Annotated in this window: 18 protein-coding genes and 1 tRNA gene; 4 read left to right on the top strand and 15 right to left on the bottom strand. The window is 42.5% G+C overall.

What is annotated here, in order from left to right; genetic code table 11:
• Position 1: 1 nt before the first annotated feature.
• The 13 genes from JXR01_03435 to pilM all read right to left on the bottom strand — a co-directional run bounded on the left by JXR01_03435 (position 2) and on the right by pilM (position 11,250).
• Positions 2-1,039, bottom strand: coding sequence for a type II secretion system protein (locus JXR01_03435; protein ID QSH39327.1), 1,038 nt, complete (start codon positions 1,037-1,039; stop codon positions 2-4).
• A gap of 1 nt (position 1,040) precedes the next feature.
• Entirely contained in the window at positions 1,041-1,688 is a 648-nt protein-coding gene (locus tag JXR01_03430) for a type II secretion system protein (protein ID QSH39326.1), read from the bottom strand.
• Positions 1,678-2,286 carry a prepilin-type N-terminal cleavage/methylation domain-containing protein gene (locus JXR01_03425; GenBank protein QSH39325.1) on the bottom strand — a complete coding sequence of 203 codons (609 nt, stop codon included), beginning with the start codon at positions 2,284-2,286 and terminating at the stop codon, positions 1,678-1,680. Before JXR01_03425 ends, JXR01_03430 begins: the two co-directional genes overlap by 11 nt.
• Positions 2,270-3,094 (bottom strand): prepilin peptidase, encoded by an 825-nt coding sequence (locus JXR01_03420; GenBank protein QSH39324.1) that lies wholly within the window; start codon positions 3,092-3,094, stop codon positions 2,270-2,272. Before JXR01_03420 ends, JXR01_03425 begins: the two co-directional genes overlap by 17 nt.
• 72 nt (positions 3,095-3,166) lie before the next feature.
• Positions 3,167-3,595 (bottom strand): type II secretion system protein, encoded by a 429-nt coding sequence (locus tag JXR01_03415; GenBank protein ID QSH39323.1) that lies wholly within the window; start codon positions 3,593-3,595, stop codon positions 3,167-3,169.
• Positions 3,596-3,782: 187 nt separating this feature from the next.
• A complete protein-coding gene (locus JXR01_03410; GenBank protein ID QSH39322.1) occupies positions 3,783-4,991 on the bottom strand; it encodes a type II secretion system F family protein in 1,209 nt (402 codons plus the stop codon).
• Between the two features lie 11 nt (positions 4,992-5,002).
• Positions 5,003-6,064, bottom strand: a complete 1,062-nt coding sequence (locus tag JXR01_03405; protein QSH39321.1) for a PilT/PilU family type 4a pilus ATPase — start codon at positions 6,062-6,064, stop codon at positions 5,003-5,005.
• Positions 6,065-6,150: 86 nt separating this feature from the next.
• Positions 6,151-6,549, bottom strand: coding sequence for a response regulator (locus tag JXR01_03400; protein QSH39320.1), 399 nt, complete (start codon positions 6,547-6,549; stop codon positions 6,151-6,153).
• Positions 6,550-6,567: 18 nt separating this feature from the next.
• On the bottom strand, positions 6,568-8,394 hold the full coding sequence (locus JXR01_03395) for a type II/IV secretion system protein (GenBank protein ID QSH39319.1): 1,827 nt from the start codon (positions 8,392-8,394) through the stop codon (positions 6,568-6,570).
• A gap of 5 nt (positions 8,395-8,399) precedes the next feature.
• Positions 8,400-8,747 (bottom strand): hypothetical protein, encoded by a 348-nt coding sequence (locus JXR01_03390; GenBank protein QSH39318.1) that lies wholly within the window; start codon positions 8,745-8,747, stop codon positions 8,400-8,402.
• A gap of 5 nt (positions 8,748-8,752) precedes the next feature.
• Positions 8,753-9,337 (bottom strand): hypothetical protein, encoded by a 585-nt coding sequence (locus JXR01_03385; GenBank protein ID QSH39317.1) that lies wholly within the window; start codon positions 9,335-9,337, stop codon positions 8,753-8,755.
• Positions 9,338-9,342: 5 nt separating this feature from the next.
• Entirely contained in the window at positions 9,343-10,059 is a 717-nt protein-coding gene (locus JXR01_03380) for a hypothetical protein (GenBank protein QSH39316.1), read from the bottom strand.
• A gap of 39 nt (positions 10,060-10,098) precedes the next feature.
• Positions 10,099-11,250, bottom strand: a complete 1,152-nt coding sequence (pilM, locus tag JXR01_03375) for a type IV pilus assembly protein PilM (protein ID QSH39315.1) — start codon at positions 11,248-11,250, stop codon at positions 10,099-10,101.
• Positions 11,251-11,297: 47 nt separating this feature from the next.
• Here pilM and JXR01_03370 point away from each other — a divergent pair, with 47 nt between their 5' ends.
• The 3 genes from JXR01_03370 (at position 11,298) to JXR01_03360 (ending at position 12,723) form a co-directional block, all read left to right on the top strand.
• On the top strand, positions 11,298-11,918 hold the full coding sequence (locus JXR01_03370; GenBank protein ID QSH39314.1) for a ComF family protein: 621 nt from the start codon (positions 11,298-11,300) through the stop codon (positions 11,916-11,918).
• A gap of 46 nt (positions 11,919-11,964) precedes the next feature.
• A tRNA-Ser gene (locus tag JXR01_03365) sits at positions 11,965-12,051 on the top strand.
• A 303-nt stretch (positions 12,052-12,354) separates the two neighbouring features.
• Positions 12,355-12,723 (top strand): VOC family protein, encoded by a 369-nt coding sequence (locus JXR01_03360; GenBank protein QSH39313.1) that lies wholly within the window; start codon positions 12,355-12,357, stop codon positions 12,721-12,723.
• A 55-nt stretch (positions 12,724-12,778) separates the two neighbouring features.
• Here the strand turns inward: JXR01_03360 and JXR01_03355 are convergent, their stop codons facing one another.
• Both JXR01_03355 and JXR01_03350 read right to left on the bottom strand, forming a co-directional pair.
• The gene (locus tag JXR01_03355) at positions 12,779-13,102 is read right to left on the bottom strand and encodes a hypothetical protein (protein ID QSH39312.1); all 324 of its coding nucleotides are present in this window, start codon (positions 13,100-13,102) and stop codon (positions 12,779-12,781) included.
• A gap of 95 nt (positions 13,103-13,197) precedes the next feature.
• A complete protein-coding gene (locus JXR01_03350; protein ID QSH39311.1) occupies positions 13,198-13,506 on the bottom strand; it encodes a hypothetical protein in 309 nt (102 codons plus the stop codon).
• Between the two features lie 86 nt (positions 13,507-13,592).
• Between JXR01_03350 and JXR01_03345 the strand changes: the two genes are divergently transcribed.
• Positions 13,593-14,192, top strand: a complete 600-nt coding sequence (locus JXR01_03345; protein ID QSH39310.1) for an MFS transporter — start codon at positions 13,593-13,595, stop codon at positions 14,190-14,192.
• The last annotated feature ends 54 nt before the right edge of the window (positions 14,193-14,246 follow it).

Genomic DNA, 14,246 nt, shown 5'->3' with positions numbered 1-14,246 from the left:
ACTATTTTGAAATATCAGAGATTGATTGTGAAATTGCTTCAACTAATGCACTTGTAATAGTTACAACAGCACCAATTGTCCATGATACTGGAACACCAACTATCATCATGGCTTTTCCTATTATACTTCCTTCGTCAAGAACTCCCATTTGGTGAGCCATTTCTACAGTCCATGGTTTTGCAATGACAGCAACGATACGTGTCACTTGTTCTGACTTCTGCATGAGAGTAACTACCGGCACTGCCCATGCGTGGTATCCTCGCAGCGTTGTTTGTGAAAGCGTCGCACCAAAAGCTGCGTCGGCTTCGTAAATAACATCGTCAAGCAATCCTTGTCGATACAATTCAGTACAAATGACAGTCGTACCACCATCGCCTAAATCAACATTAAATTCTTGTATATCATTGGCATCGGTACAGCCAACGTCTGCAAGGTCAATCGCCCCGTCACCATCGTTATCTATTCCATCAGAACACTGAGGTGGTGGCACTGGAGTAGTTCCACTTGCCTCATTACCGTTAGGAACCCAATTATAAATCCTCTCTTGTACCGAAATAGTGCGTTCTTGAAATGCTCCGGTTTGCCACTGTACTACAACAGTCACAACTGCTTCGTCTTCTAGTGTAGGATCCTTAATAACTGAAACACTTCTACCAAACCGAGTAGATTCACCTAATTGTGTGTTATAAAAAATCCCATCATGTTTAAGTTTGGTAGATAAGCACTCTGTACCGCAGGCAACTATTGTGTCATTAGGTATATCTACTTGAAAGCTTGTGTCAACTGGAATATTCAAGAGCCAATCAACATCCGTTCCTCCAAGGAAAGCGAGTAGATTGTTGTCACGTTTATTGCGAACCATTTCGATTGCTTCTTGTGCCAAATAGAATGCGGTCGTTTGATCTTTCGCATACACTGCGGCAAACAAACTTTGTGAAGCAAGCGTCAGCGGTCCAGTCACTGCAACAACTAACACACTAATAGCAACCAGTGTTTCGATTAGAGTAAAACCTCTTTTATGTACATGAGTTTTTGCCATATTACAAATCTAAGAGTCTTTGTGAGGCTACTGCTTGGATATTAAATGTCGTTCGAATTTTGTCACTAGTACCTATAACACCGGCGGTATTCCCTTCTGCTCCTGCAGTTCCTTGAATAGAAATCACGACCTTCGGTTGAACGATATCACCATCAAGATTAAGTGTGCCCTGTGCACCGGTAACAAAAACTTGAAATGAGTCAATTTGTATTTCTGGGGCAGTAATAGGTAACGCAGTATTTCGCGCATCAACACTTTTGTACAGTCGCCCATTCTCAAACCAATACACCCACTGATCAGTTATATCGATTGGTGAATTACCAAATGCTTCAAACGAAAGTAGGTTACCTCCAGCTACACAGTCTGTTCGTGTACTTAATACGGTTTTGTTTGTCTCTAGAATGTCGCCGCAATGATATGTTCCGCCCATACGGATACCACGCACCATACCGTCGAGTGCTACGTTTAAGTTATTCATTACAGATTGTAATGCCTGCGCTTTTCTGTTTGCGTCCACCATGGATAGTAATGCGCCTGTACTCACTGTCATAACAACTGCAAACAGAGACATTGCGACCATCATCTCAACCAAGGTAAATCCTGCCTGTAAAGATTTCTTTTTTCTTTTTTCTGTATGTTTATTCTGCATATCGTTGTATAGAAATTTGACCAGTTGACTCTATGAGCACACTGAGCTTGTTGCCCTGTGGTGAATCAAGGACAATTCGTGCTCTATCATATTGTGTAAAGCTACCTCCTACTGACGCGCGGATAATAGCATCCGGCTCAGGACGCTTAAATAAAATATCCATCGAAGTAATTGCACAGTTCTCTGATGAAGGACCACTTGGGACACAGAGTCTATCAATTGAGTGTCCTCGCCCTATAGAAAATGTCTCAACCCATTCAGTGCCAGCCGAGGTATAGAAGTTGTTGCCATCTGTATCAGTATATAAAAAGAACTTATTACTACCTTCAGCAAAATCAAAATAGACACCGTGCCCCGAGGCAAATTGTGCACCCAAGAAACTTCGTGCGGATATTCCGTACACTTGAGCTTGTCGAATTGATAGTGCTACGTCGTACGCTAAGTTACGCAATAGTATTTGCCCACCAAATTTGGAGTAGCTCGTGAGCGTTATAGAAGAAATGACTCCCAAAATGCCAACTACAACAATAAGTTCAATGACAGTAAAACCTGCCTGTGCAAGAAAAGTGTTTTGTTTTTTCTTATACAATGAAACCATAAAAGAGCTCAGTTAACATAAATACATCAATATTGAAAAATAGCACGAGAAAGAATCCAGCTATTAAAAATGGTGCAAATGGGACCTCGCTACTCATTGTAAAACGAGTAGCCAACGGTCTCAACGGTGTGTATTTCATAACTTTTGGTATAGAGAGAAGTAACAGCCCAATCACTGCTCCTACTATAAATCCCAGAAGTACCGCCATTAATCCCTGATACGCTCCCAATGCAAATCCAAATCCAATGACTAATTTAACGTCACCAAATCCCATCCACCTTCCACTTGAGACAGCCCACAAAATAAATAACGGGAAAGCTACAATTGCGCCACTTACAAGAACAAAAAAGAAATGAGTCGCAAGTTCAGAGAATCCAAATGTTCCCCACAGCGGGATGTTCGTTGCGAAAGTTACTGCAAGAAAAATATAGACGATTTTATTAGGAATTATGGTGTGGCGAAAATCGTATGCCGCGATGATTACAAGCAAACTAACTACGAATAATAATGTAGCTCCCTCAAATAAACCAACATGTTGTATTCCAACTAATACGAATAATACTGCAGTGGAGAGTTCTACCATCCAGTATTGATGAGAGATACTGCTGCCGCACGATCGACAACGTCCACTTTGTGCTGCGTAAGAGAAAAGTGGAATTAATTCTTTCCATGTAAGTTGGGCTCCACAACTCATGCAGCCACTTCGGCCTGAATTTGAACGTCCGGTATTCAATCGTAGAATAAATACATTCAAGAAACTTCCAACAATGACCCCAAGTACCGCTAAAATGAGTAGTTCAAATGTCATGTCTTATAAGTATAACAACAAAACACGCACTCATGAGTGCGTGTTTTGAACTACTTTAAGAAGGTGTACGATCTACGGTTGTACACAGTAGTAGAAAGGAGCTACAGCGTCATCACACAAAGTGGTTGAGAGAGGAGTTCCGTCGATATCAGACCCCAAAGCGCTATGGCTTGATTCTAATGTTGTACGAAGTACATAGTTTGAAGTACCACTTACTTCATACGTATACGCTGCGCTTGTTTGTGGATCACTTGGCTCAACTGGAATGTAGGAAGGAACCAAAGCAGCGGTTGTTGATGGATAACCGTTGTTTGAGTCATAGTACATTTCAAGTGCTAGTTGTAACTGCTTAATGTCTCCAATACGTCGAGCATCACGAGATTTCTCACGTGCACTGTTTAGAGAGGCAAGTACCACAGAAGAGAGGATACCAATGATTGCAATCACCACCAAAAGTTCGATGAGAGTGAAACCACGGTCTTTTTTAGTAAAGAAATTCATGTTTTTTAATTAATTAATATATAAGAATAAATAACCTTTGTGCACTAATCGTATAAGTGCGACCTGCTTACGCAGCTTGCAAGACTTAAACGACCAGTTATCTGTCTTGGTTATATACATTATAGCGATACAAACAGATTGTATTCGTCTAGACGTGTGGATAACATTTAAAATATAGTTCGTACTCCTAGAGTCCAGCGGAGATATTGTAGATAGGAACAAGCACTGACGCAAGTAAAAGACCTACTCCAAGCCCCATAAGTACTATCATCATAGGTTCAATGAGTGATACTAAGGTGTCAACAGCGTTTGAAACCTCTCGCTGATAAAACTTAGCCATAGTCTTAAGGATGTTACTTAAATCGCCTGTCTCCTCACCCACTTTGATCATAGCTATAACGATTCCGGGGAATTCACTGTACTCTGCCATTACCTCTGACGCAGGACGCCCACTTTGTATTTCTTGTGCAACACTTTTAAGAATTTCGTCATACGCTGGATCCCCGACGACAGCAGCACTTATCTCCATACCACGCACGAGTTGAATACCACTTGAAAGTGTCGTGCTCAAACTGTCTGCAATACGCGACATATATAACTTTCTATACAAATCACCGAGATATGGAATCTGTAGGCGTGCACGTGCCATTCTCTGTTTTCCAGACTCGGTTTGTAAGAATCGATAAATTAACCCCACGCCAAACAGTATTCCTATGCCAAACAACCAAAAATAATTAGTAAGAAATTGTGAAAAACCAATCACAACTTTTGTGTATACGGGAATATCCTGTCCGCTTTCCAGCAAAATATCTGAAAGCCGTGGAATCACGGTGGTGAGCATAAGCACCATTACCGCAACGAAAGTCATTATGACAAAAGCAGGGTAAATGAGTGCATTACGAGCTTTAGAGGTCACTGCATACGTCCTATCGAGATAATCAGCAAGAAATTCAAACGCTTCACCGAGCCTTCCTGTTTCCTCCCCAGCGCGCACCATCTCTACATAAAACGAACTAAATATTTTTGGATGCTTGCCTAATGCATCGGCAATTGTAGAACCACTTTGTATATCGTTTGCTACCTCCCCCAGCTTATCTTGCAGTAAAGGACTGGTGGATTCTGCAGAAAGTAATCGGAACGCTCGAAGAGCTGAGACTTGAGCCTCAAATAATGTAGTTATTTGCCGAGATAAAATAACGATGTCTTTGTTCTTAACACGTTCAAAAAACGTGAGCCGCATATCAAATATCGAACTTGATTCTGCAGGATTAATTGACGACAAAGTCAGCCCACGACGTTGCAGTGCGGTGATTGCAACATCCTTATTAATAGCATCTATGCTACCTTTTCTTTCCTTATTCTCCCTATCAACTGCTGTGTAGTAAAAAAGTGCCATTGTAATGAATGTTACAGAAGTCTATCAAGTACTTTTGGATTGATTGAGAATTGATATGCACTATCAGCACTAATTTCACCTCGTGCAACCAGTTCAGCTAATGAGCGGTTCATATCAATCATTCCATCCTTAGCTCCTGTTTCTATAACTGTGTCGAGTTCGTGTGTTCGACTTTCCCGAATAAGATTTGAGACTGCTTTGTTTGCTACCAGCAATTCGTATGCAGGTACTAAACCACCCCCAATACGCGGAATAAGTCGTTGTGAGAAAATGCCAGCAAGAGATGAGGCGAGCTGCAATCGAATTTGATTTTGCTGATCACCAGGAAATGAGTCTATAATCCGATTCACTGTTTGTGATGCGTTGTTTGTGTGTAGTGTTGAAAATACTAAATGCCCTGTTTCCGCTGCTGTCACTGCTGCCGCCATAGTTTCGGGACCACGCATTTCACCAATAAACAAAACATCAATATCCTGTCTAAACGCACCCCGTAGTGCAGTTGCAAAATCTTTGGTATCAATCTTTACTTCACGTTGGTCAATAAGAGATCGTTTCGCTTCAAATACATATTCAATTGGATCTTCTATCGTGACAATGTGTTCGGCTCGCTCTTGATTTATAAGCTCAATTAAAGAAGCAAGTGTCGTTGTTTTACCTTGCCCTACTGGTCCAACTACAAGGAAGAAACCTTGCGTTCGCCGAGCAAAGCTTTCAAGAATTGGTGGTAAGTTTAATTCGGCAACGGTACGGATTTCTCGAGGAATGAGACGCATCGCAATTCCTGTATCTCCTCGTTGGGAAAAAGCATTGCAACGGAATCGATTGCCGTCTTCCAGCTGATACGAAAAGTCCAATTCTTTCTCTTCGAGAAATCGGTCTCTATCTTTTGCAGATACCATAACCTCCAGCAGTGCAAGCGTCTCCTTTCCAGTAAGAATGGGTTCTTTTACGAGAGATATTAGTGAACCAGCAACTCTAATAGTAGGGTGCGATCCTGCAGATAAGTGTAAATCAGAACCACCCTCATTTATAAGGACATTTATAAACTTCTTTAATGAACTGTTGGACTCCATACGTATACCAATTGTATCGCATAAAACAAAGTGAGCTACTTACTCGTGTGTAGAACGCGTGCGTACATTTTCAATACGCATTGGTTTTACTCTTTTCTCTGTGCAACAGCCTCTTCAACAATCTGTAGTACCTCCGAGGGGATGGCATTTGCTTTAATAATATGTCCTGTTGCCCCCAGTGCTTTGGCCTTATCAATATTTTCTCGCTCACTTTGGTTTGAAAGGACGATAAGTGCAGCATCAGGTACAAGATTTTGACTCCTTATTTCTTTTAGTAATTCGAATCCATCCTTTTTGGGCATAACGAGGTCGAAGAGCACCGCATCAGGTGTATACCCCTCTTCATGTAACTTCTCTAATGCAGCATCAGTGCTTTGTGCCGTTTGGATTTTGTGACCAGCTTGAGAAAATTTCAAGCTGTACATATCTATAAGAAAGTCATCGTCATCTACAAATAATATGCTATATGTTGTTTTTCCTGACATGCTAATTACAGTACCATACTAACTTTCGTTCAGCATTTTCTCTTCTTCAGTTGGTCGTATCTTATTGTGTGCAACTGTCTCATCTTCAAAATCATCGTCTATCATCACCTTCTCTGCCAACAATGCACCACCGAGCTTGTTGGCTTCTGTAAATGGAATCTGTCCGCTAAACGACTTCAAGATTGCATCTTCTTTCATTGAAAGCATTCCTCCCTTTCTGGCAATGTGCTGTACCTTATCTTCTGATGGATCAGTGAGCACCTGGTGTTCAAGTTCTGCGGTCATAGGCAACAATTCAAACACCGCAAGACGTCCACGTAACCCGTTTGGGCATTCTTCAGTTGGTTTTGCCTCGTAGTACGTAGCAGGAATCTCTGGTTTGTATGTGTCATCTAAATCGGCAAACTGCTTCTCAATCATAGCTTTGACGCTTTCATTCATTGGCTTCTCATCGCCTGCACCAGGGCACACCTTACGTACCAAACGTTGTGCGACAGCAAGAACTAGCGTTGGTGCGATAAGGAACGGATCAACTCCCATGTCTACCAGTCGTGGAATAACACCAATCGCTGAGTTTGTGTGAATAGTTGAAAGCACGAGATGTCCGGTCAGTGCAGCCTGCACTGCAAGCTTCGCGGTTTCAGCATCGCGAATCTCTCCTACCATAATTACATCGGGGTCTTGTCGAAGTGTTGTGCGCAGCCCTGTGGCAAACGTGTACCCAATTTCAGGACGCACCTGCGACTGACTAACTCCTTCCATAAAATATTCAACTGGGTCTTCAAGTGAGAGGACATTCTTTGTTTCTCTATCGAGCTCTGAAAGCATAGAATACAGTGTGGTTGACTTACCTGAACCCGTCGGACCAGATACGAGAATCAAACCGTGAGGACGAGCAATCGCTTTGCGAATTTGATCGAGATTGTCCGGTGTCAGACCCAACTCATCAAGCGGAATAAATCCTTTCTCACGGTCAAGAATACGCATTACGATCTTCTCTCCATTTGACGCTGGGAACGTAGAGACACGAAAATCGATTCTGTGCCCTCCTATCTTTGCAGAAAAACGCCCATCTTGGGGTTTACGCCTCTCGTCCAATCTCATTGAAGAAAGTACCTTAATACGCGCAACAATCGCTTGGTGGACATTAACGGGAAGTGTTAAAGAGGTGTGTAAAATACCATCTACACGAAAACGCACTTTCACCATTTTATCTGTCCGCTCGATATGAACGTCAGACGCTCGCCCATCAACGGCATACCGCAAAATAGTCGCAACAATTTTAATAACCGGTGCGTCCTCTTTTATAAAAGTATCATTCCCCTCTTCTTGTTCATCAATAGCCTCCTGGATATTTCGCTGGTCTTCAGTCAATTCCGATTCGAGTTCAGTCAGTGCCCTCCCAACCTCACCGCCTAGGGAATTGTACATTTTAAGTACATCTTGTAAGTCAGCTTCGGAAATAAGAAATACTTTGTACGGGAGGCCTTTCTTACGAGCTAAAAAATTTAAGGCATCAATTGCCTCCATATCATCTGGCTCTATCATTCCAACTTCAAGAATTCCCTCTACGATACCAAGAGGAACCATTGAGTAATGCCGTGCTGACTCCTCAGGTATATGCTCTAAAATTTCAAACGGGATAGAGTCAGTCTCTAACACACGCGTTGGTATTCCTGACGTACCGGCTTTCGCAGCTAAAATACTTTCCTGTGACACTCCTACTTCTCGCAATGCGTCTTCTAGGGGAACACCACGTGCTTTTGCATTTTCTAATACAATTTCAGCATCCTCTTGAGAGAGGACTTTTTGTGCCACTAATCCTTGCATGAGGGTGTTCCCCATACGCGTTATTGAGATTGCACAGCGCCAGTTGCGCCGTTTACTGATGGGGATTGCCTGTCTACAGGAGCAAATGGATTTGTACGTCCAACTGGTTCAGGAATAATATCACGCCCAAAGTCACGTAATGAGGCAAAGGCAGGGTTTTCAAAAATAGAACTATCAAGTCGAATAGAACGCATATCAAGTAGTACTCGCAAAATCTCCTGGTCTGCCACCGAATTACTGCTTCGTGATTCACTGCTCAATAAACTCGTACTTGGTTGTTGGTCAGAAAGTCCAAACCATGCAAACGCTGCAATGATAACAACGAGTATACCGATTATTATTTTATTTTTCTGTATAAGATCTAACATACGTATTAGGGAAGCCAATAAGTTCGTAACGTGACACCAAAGGTATAGATTGGTTCAGCACCACTTGCTGAAGAAAAATCGCCGCGTGGTCGCACACTCAAAGAAACAAGATCGACAATACGAAGACTTGATTCTAGGTCACGCATGAGCAAAACAAATTCATCGTAGGTAGAAAGTACTTCGAACTGCAATGGAAGCGAACGGTATGGTCTATTTTGAGTCGCACCTCCGTTCAGAACAGTCCCTTCGTTTTCATCTGCTGTTATGCTCGATTCTTGTACGGTAACGTTTTGGATACGGATATTATATTTTGATGCAATACCATCCATATCAAGTACGAGTCGAACGTTATCGACATGATCAGGGAGCATCTTCTGTAGGCGATCAAGGTTTGTACCAGCAAAAAGATTGTATCGAGATAACAGTGAGCTCTTTAATTCCTGAATTTCTCGAGTCTTTGCAAGTGCTTCGTCATACGTTGCAACTTGTGTGCGGTTTGCATTGACTGCATCGTACGTTGGTCGCACATACAACATAAAGAGCATAATTGCAGCGCCGATGAATATAATTGAAAGAATTGCTTTTGTCATATGCGTTATTGGGTTGCCTCTTGTTCGTCTGGTAAGCTTCCAAAATCACCAAAACTCTCAGTTTCTTGGACACTTGTGCTCGTTTCACCTTCAAGAACTTGTTCTGCTTCAAAACCAGTCGAATACTGTGAAAAGACAGTTGTATAACGAAGTGATGCAGGGTTCACAATGGCAGATACACTAAACGCTACACCGTCACTTACTAAATCAATATCTGAAAAGATAGGACTCACAATTGCGTTATGTTGTCCGAACACACTCGCCTGAAGCGCTACAGCGTTTACACTATCTGCTTTTCCTTTCATCCGAATAGCAATTGTTTCGTCCTCATTGATTGAGTAATCAAGTGAACTATACGAAACAGATTGTAACGTCAGTTCTTCAAGAAGGTTAAATATTTCTGACGGTGCAAGGTGGCGTGCGAGCACATCGCCTGCTGCTTGTAATCGCAAATCAAGCCGCACAAGTTCTTCTACCAAGGCAGGTTCAAAAGCTTGCTGTGCACGTTGTAATTGCTCTCCCTTCTTCTGGACGTTCGCGTCTAAGAAACTATCGTATAAAAATACTCCTGCTGACAATGCGAGAGCGACTGCCAGAATAACCACAGCGACAAGCATCAAAATATCAGCAGCACTTCCTGACGGAGCTTTGGGTGCTGAGCCACCGCGTTGTGCACTTGGCATCTTGTCTGGTATAAACGAGGCTTTGATATTTGATTCCATAATTGTTCGTGATGAATCGTTTGTAAAGAACGTTTCGAGCTATCCCTGCATCTTTCGTAGTGCCATACCAACCGCAACAGCAAATTCGGGCCCTACTTCTACGAGTACGTCTTCTAGAAATGCTGGTGTTTGAACCCTTCCGAATGGATTACTTCGTTCAACATCAACACTTACGAGCTCACCTGCATATTCTGGAAGTCCATACAGGCTCGCTCCTCCTCCTGCCAGTACGACACGCGAAATGTTGCGTCCATACTTCTTCTCGTAGCTTAATAGTACGCGATTAACATCGGAAAAAATACGTCCCAGTGTTGATAACAAAGCCTCTTTTACCTGCTTATCTTGTGCTTGTTCAACACCTTCTCGAACTACAAGACCCTGCTCTCTTTTTGCGCGTTCTGAACGTTCAAAGTTCCATCCTAGCGCACGAGAAATACCAAGTGTCAGATCTTGAGAACCCTGATTTATCAAGTGAGAAAAACGAATAATACCGCGTTCGACAATGTACACTTTTGTTGTTGCTGCCCCAATGTCCACAACCATAACCGGAGCAATTCCATGAGAGAGTGAGGAGCGAACTGCACCAAAAATCTCAAGTTCATAGAACCCAACGTTTAGTCCAGCTTCTTTAGTAATTGTTTGAAAATTATTGAGTATTTCGTTATGAATCGCAACAAGAAGCACTTCTGTTTTTCCTGAGTCTTCTGGAGCTTTTTGTGTATCGCCACTGCGCGAGCGTGACCATTCTTCTTGTGCTGGATCATCGGGAATAATAAACCAGTCAAGCATTACTTCATTGATGTTTGCTGGAATATACTTACGCGCCTCCAATGGAATCATATGCTCTAGTTGTGCTTGATCCATTTTAGGCATCTCAATCACAGACGTAAGACTTGCAGAAAATGGCACCGAAACACCTGAGTCCGTTGCAGTTACATTTGCCTCTGTCATAAGATCAGTAAGCGCTTTAGCAAGTTCACTTGGCTGTAGATGTGTCGCACGCCCTACTTCAGTGCCTGCATACGGACCAAGTGCTATCTCTCCATACGTTTCAAGAACGGCACGTCCTTTCTCTTGTCGCAGCTGTACTACTTTTATTGAAGACGAACCGATGTCGACCCCAATAACACTGCCCGAACGCCCCTTTTGGGAGCTCGTTAAAGAACTACGTATTTTGTCTAGTATTCCCATATCTAGTAAGCATATTGTAGCACGCTCCCCTACGTTACAATGTACAGATGTTATCTAGAATTCTTTCCTTACTGTTTCCACCTACTCGCATAGAAATACTCGTGTCGAATACGGAGTATCTATCGCCGCATCCAGCAAACGTACGGACTCTACGCGGCTCTATTGTACTTACCTGTACACATTACGATGATACATCCGCTAATGCAGCTATCAAACTACTAAAAAAGCATGGTTCGGTACAAGCAGCGAAACTTCTTGCCCAGTTACTGTACGACACGCTTCTTGAAGAGCTGTCTGACATAGAAATATGGAATCCGAAACACATCATTCTTATACCTATGCCGCTCTCTCCAAAAAGAAAACGTGAGCGCGGATTTAACCAAATTACAAAAGTCTGTGCACAACTTCCGGCGGAGCTCCGCTCATGTGTCGTTACCGATGTCCTTCTTCAAACAAAGCATGTGCCTATGCAGAAAACGCTCGCGCGAGAACAACGTCTTAAGAATGTCGCAGGTATCTTTAGTATTTCCCGTCCAGAAAAAGTGCGCGGGGCGCATGTCATACTCATAGACGACGTCATCACAACAGGAGCAACGATGGACGAGGCTATCAAAACATTTGAAGAAATCGGCGTATCAGTTACCGCAGTCGCACTCGCTCGAGCATAAAAAAGGAATGAAAAAAGAGGGCGAATGTGCTATCTTAGCCAAACACGGAGAGATGGCTGAGTGGTCGAAAGCGTATCCCTGCTAAGGATATAGGGGGGAAACTCCCTCGAGGGTTCGAATCCCTCTCTCTCCGCATTAAAACGTAAAACCCTAACGCGAATAGCGTTGGGTTTTTTACGTTTTACGGACGAGAAAGGAATTCGAAAGACGGAGGCGGTATACAAGACGAGCGGAGCGAGTGCTTGTCGCCGAGTCAGGGTCGTGAGCCGTAGAAAAGTAATGAGCCGAGCGAATATTCTTTTCACGGACTCCTGACCGAATCCCTCTCTCCCCTAAATCACCAGAACGCCTAGCGTTCTGGTGATTTAGATTAAAATACAGCTTGTTTTTTCTCTACTATGATAAAATTAATAAATAACTCTCACAAAGTAAATATATGAAGACACTAAAAAATTCAATAACTAAACTTGATTTTGTCGGTATACCCTCTACCGACGCTGAGCGTTCGAGAGCTTTTTACGTCGACACACTTGGTTTGCGTCCCGACCCTAAGGCTACATATGAATTTTGGATTGGCGACACCTGTTTCGGTATCTGGGAACCAGAAAAGATTGGCATGAAATTCGAACCTCAAAAGAATGCTCATCTAGCACTTCATGTTGAAAACGTAGCTGAAGCTCGTAAAGAGCTTGAAGCCAAGGGAATAGAATTTGCTGGAGAAATCATGGACACTGGTGGTTGCTATATGGCCTTATTTACTGATCCCGATGGCAATGACTTGATGTTGCACTGCGCACATAACTAGCGTCAGGTTTTGACGGTAATAAATGTTAACTCAAGAAACAAAATGTCATCCACCCCTACTCAACTGTATATCCAACAACAATCCCGTCTTCAATTTCAGCTGTGATTCGTCCAATAACAAAATCTGCAGTTACCGCTAATCCTTCACCGTCTATTTTGCCAACCCTAAACCGAACATTGTTTGCTTCAGCGTATGCTGATGCTTCTGCTTCTGTCATGCCTATAAAGCGTGCCTCATCATATAAGGTTGAATTATCGATTTCTCCCGCTTGGCTTTCTGTTACTGGCGACACACCCTTTTCTGTGCTCATAAAGAAATAGTAAGCACCTGCTAAAACAATAAGGGCTAGGATGATAGAGATGGTACTTTTCATATTCATATAGTTAGTTAATTATGATTAATAGCCTCATTATAATCATCTAGGGTATAAAAAACTAGGCGATCCGTTTTCGGCTCAATAAGCAAGAGCAACATCTACCGATGCATGAAAATCTGAATGACGACGATACCTAGTACAAGCGTTGAAAGTCCACTTGTGATAGCAAGTGGTTTGTTCTTTATGTAAAGACCATACAGGAACCAAGAAATAACGGCACCAAGTGCAATAACTTGCGTTGCAAGTGAGATGCCAGCTACATCCCCTGTCTCCCAAATTTTAAGCACTTGAGGAATACTCGATACCGAAGCAACAATACCAATTATCGTCATAAAACCGTCTACCACTTTGCGCCGCTTACGCTTTTTCTCCATCTCACATTCGTGCAAATTTTGTGGGTTATACATGTTCTGTATTGTGGTAATCAACCTCCTGTTTGTCAATCAACATTATGCGCATATATATCCCTTATACATACGGTATACTTACCTCAATGCTTCCTCGTTTATACAAAGGCAGGAAATCTCAGGTTCTTTCAGCACTGACGCTTAACGACGCAGCCTTTTGGGGCTCCGATGTGTTTGTCGGCGTTATTTTTGCATTGTACATTACTCAAAATATCGAAGGTGGTACCGCTATTCATGTTGGATTAGTTTTTGGTTTATACAGAGCTATTCGCGCACTTTCTGCTATACCTATTGGCCAATATCTCGATGACCGAAAAGGACACATTGATGAGTACTACACTCTCCTCTCTTCTGGATTACTGGTTGGATTTACCTATCTTGCTCTCTTTTTTGCAACGGACCTCTGGCATATATACGCAGGAATGATTGCCATAGGAATTGGGCACGCGCTCGATATTTCAGCATGGCGAATTTTATTTTACGGTAATATTCCTGAAAAGAATGAGGGTGAAGTTATGGGGATATACGAAACAGTCATGCAGGTAGTGTATGGGCTCGCTATTATCGTTGCCGGATTTGTTGGAGAAATATTTGGATTTGAATGGACACTCTTCTTCGCCGGAATCTTCACCATATTGAGTAGCATTGTTTTGCTCGCAGTACACGGGAAAACAAAACGAATGTAGCCAAAAAGTGCTTAGCTAAGCCAAAACGAACGCCTCAATAAATTGAGGCGTTCG

The sequence above is a fragment of the Candidatus Kaiserbacteria bacterium genome (assembly GCA_017134395.1).
In the GTDB taxonomy this organism is placed as follows: Bacteria; Patescibacteriota; Minisyncoccia; order Phycocordibacterales; family UBA2100; genus UBA2100.
This window is presented reverse-complemented; position numbering and strand designations above follow the sequence as displayed.

Excerpts from the sequence above, each read along its gene's own strand:
- JXR01_03435 (QSH39327.1), bottom strand. The coding sequence starts at position 1,039 with ATGGCAAAAACTCATGTACATAAAAGAGGTTTTACTCTAATCGAAACA.
- JXR01_03430 (QSH39326.1), bottom strand. The coding sequence starts at position 1,688 with ATGCAGAATAAACATACAGAAAAAAGAAAAAAGAAATCTTTACAGGCA.
- JXR01_03425 (QSH39325.1), bottom strand. The coding sequence starts at position 2,286 with ATGGTTTCATTGTATAAGAAAAAACAAAACACTTTTCTTGCACAGGCA.
- JXR01_03420 (QSH39324.1), bottom strand. The coding sequence starts at position 3,094 with ATGACATTTGAACTACTCATTTTAGCGGTACTTGGGGTCATTGTTGGA.
- JXR01_03415 (QSH39323.1), bottom strand. The coding sequence starts at position 3,595 with ATGAATTTCTTTACTAAAAAAGACCGTGGTTTCACTCTCATCGAACTT.
- JXR01_03410 (QSH39322.1), bottom strand. The coding sequence starts at position 4,991 with ATGGCACTTTTTTACTACACAGCAGTTGATAGGGAGAATAAGGAAAGA.
- JXR01_03405 (QSH39321.1), bottom strand. The coding sequence starts at position 6,064 with ATGGAGTCCAACAGTTCATTAAAGAAGTTTATAAATGTCCTTATAAAT.
- JXR01_03400 (QSH39320.1), bottom strand. The coding sequence starts at position 6,549 with ATGTCAGGAAAAACAACATATAGCATATTATTTGTAGATGACGATGAC.
- JXR01_03395 (QSH39319.1), bottom strand. The coding sequence starts at position 8,394 with ATGGGGAACACCCTCATGCAAGGATTAGTGGCACAAAAAGTCCTCTCT.
- JXR01_03390 (QSH39318.1), bottom strand. The coding sequence starts at position 8,747 with ATGTTAGATCTTATACAGAAAAATAAAATAATAATCGGTATACTCGTT.
- JXR01_03385 (QSH39317.1), bottom strand. The coding sequence starts at position 9,337 with ATGACAAAAGCAATTCTTTCAATTATATTCATCGGCGCTGCAATTATG.
- JXR01_03380 (QSH39316.1), bottom strand. The coding sequence starts at position 10,059 with ATGGAATCAAATATCAAAGCCTCGTTTATACCAGACAAGATGCCAAGT.
- pilM (QSH39315.1), bottom strand. The coding sequence starts at position 11,250 with ATGGGAATACTAGACAAAATACGTAGTTCTTTAACGAGCTCCCAAAAG.
- JXR01_03370 (QSH39314.1), top strand. The coding sequence starts at position 11,298 with ATGTTATCTAGAATTCTTTCCTTACTGTTTCCACCTACTCGCATAGAA.
- JXR01_03360 (QSH39313.1), top strand. The coding sequence starts at position 12,355 with ATGAAGACACTAAAAAATTCAATAACTAAACTTGATTTTGTCGGTATA.
- JXR01_03355 (QSH39312.1), bottom strand. The coding sequence starts at position 13,102 with ATGAATATGAAAAGTACCATCTCTATCATCCTAGCCCTTATTGTTTTA.
- JXR01_03350 (QSH39311.1), bottom strand. The coding sequence starts at position 13,506 with ATGTATAACCCACAAAATTTGCACGAATGTGAGATGGAGAAAAAGCGT.
- JXR01_03345 (QSH39310.1), top strand. The coding sequence starts at position 13,593 with ATGCTTCCTCGTTTATACAAAGGCAGGAAATCTCAGGTTCTTTCAGCA.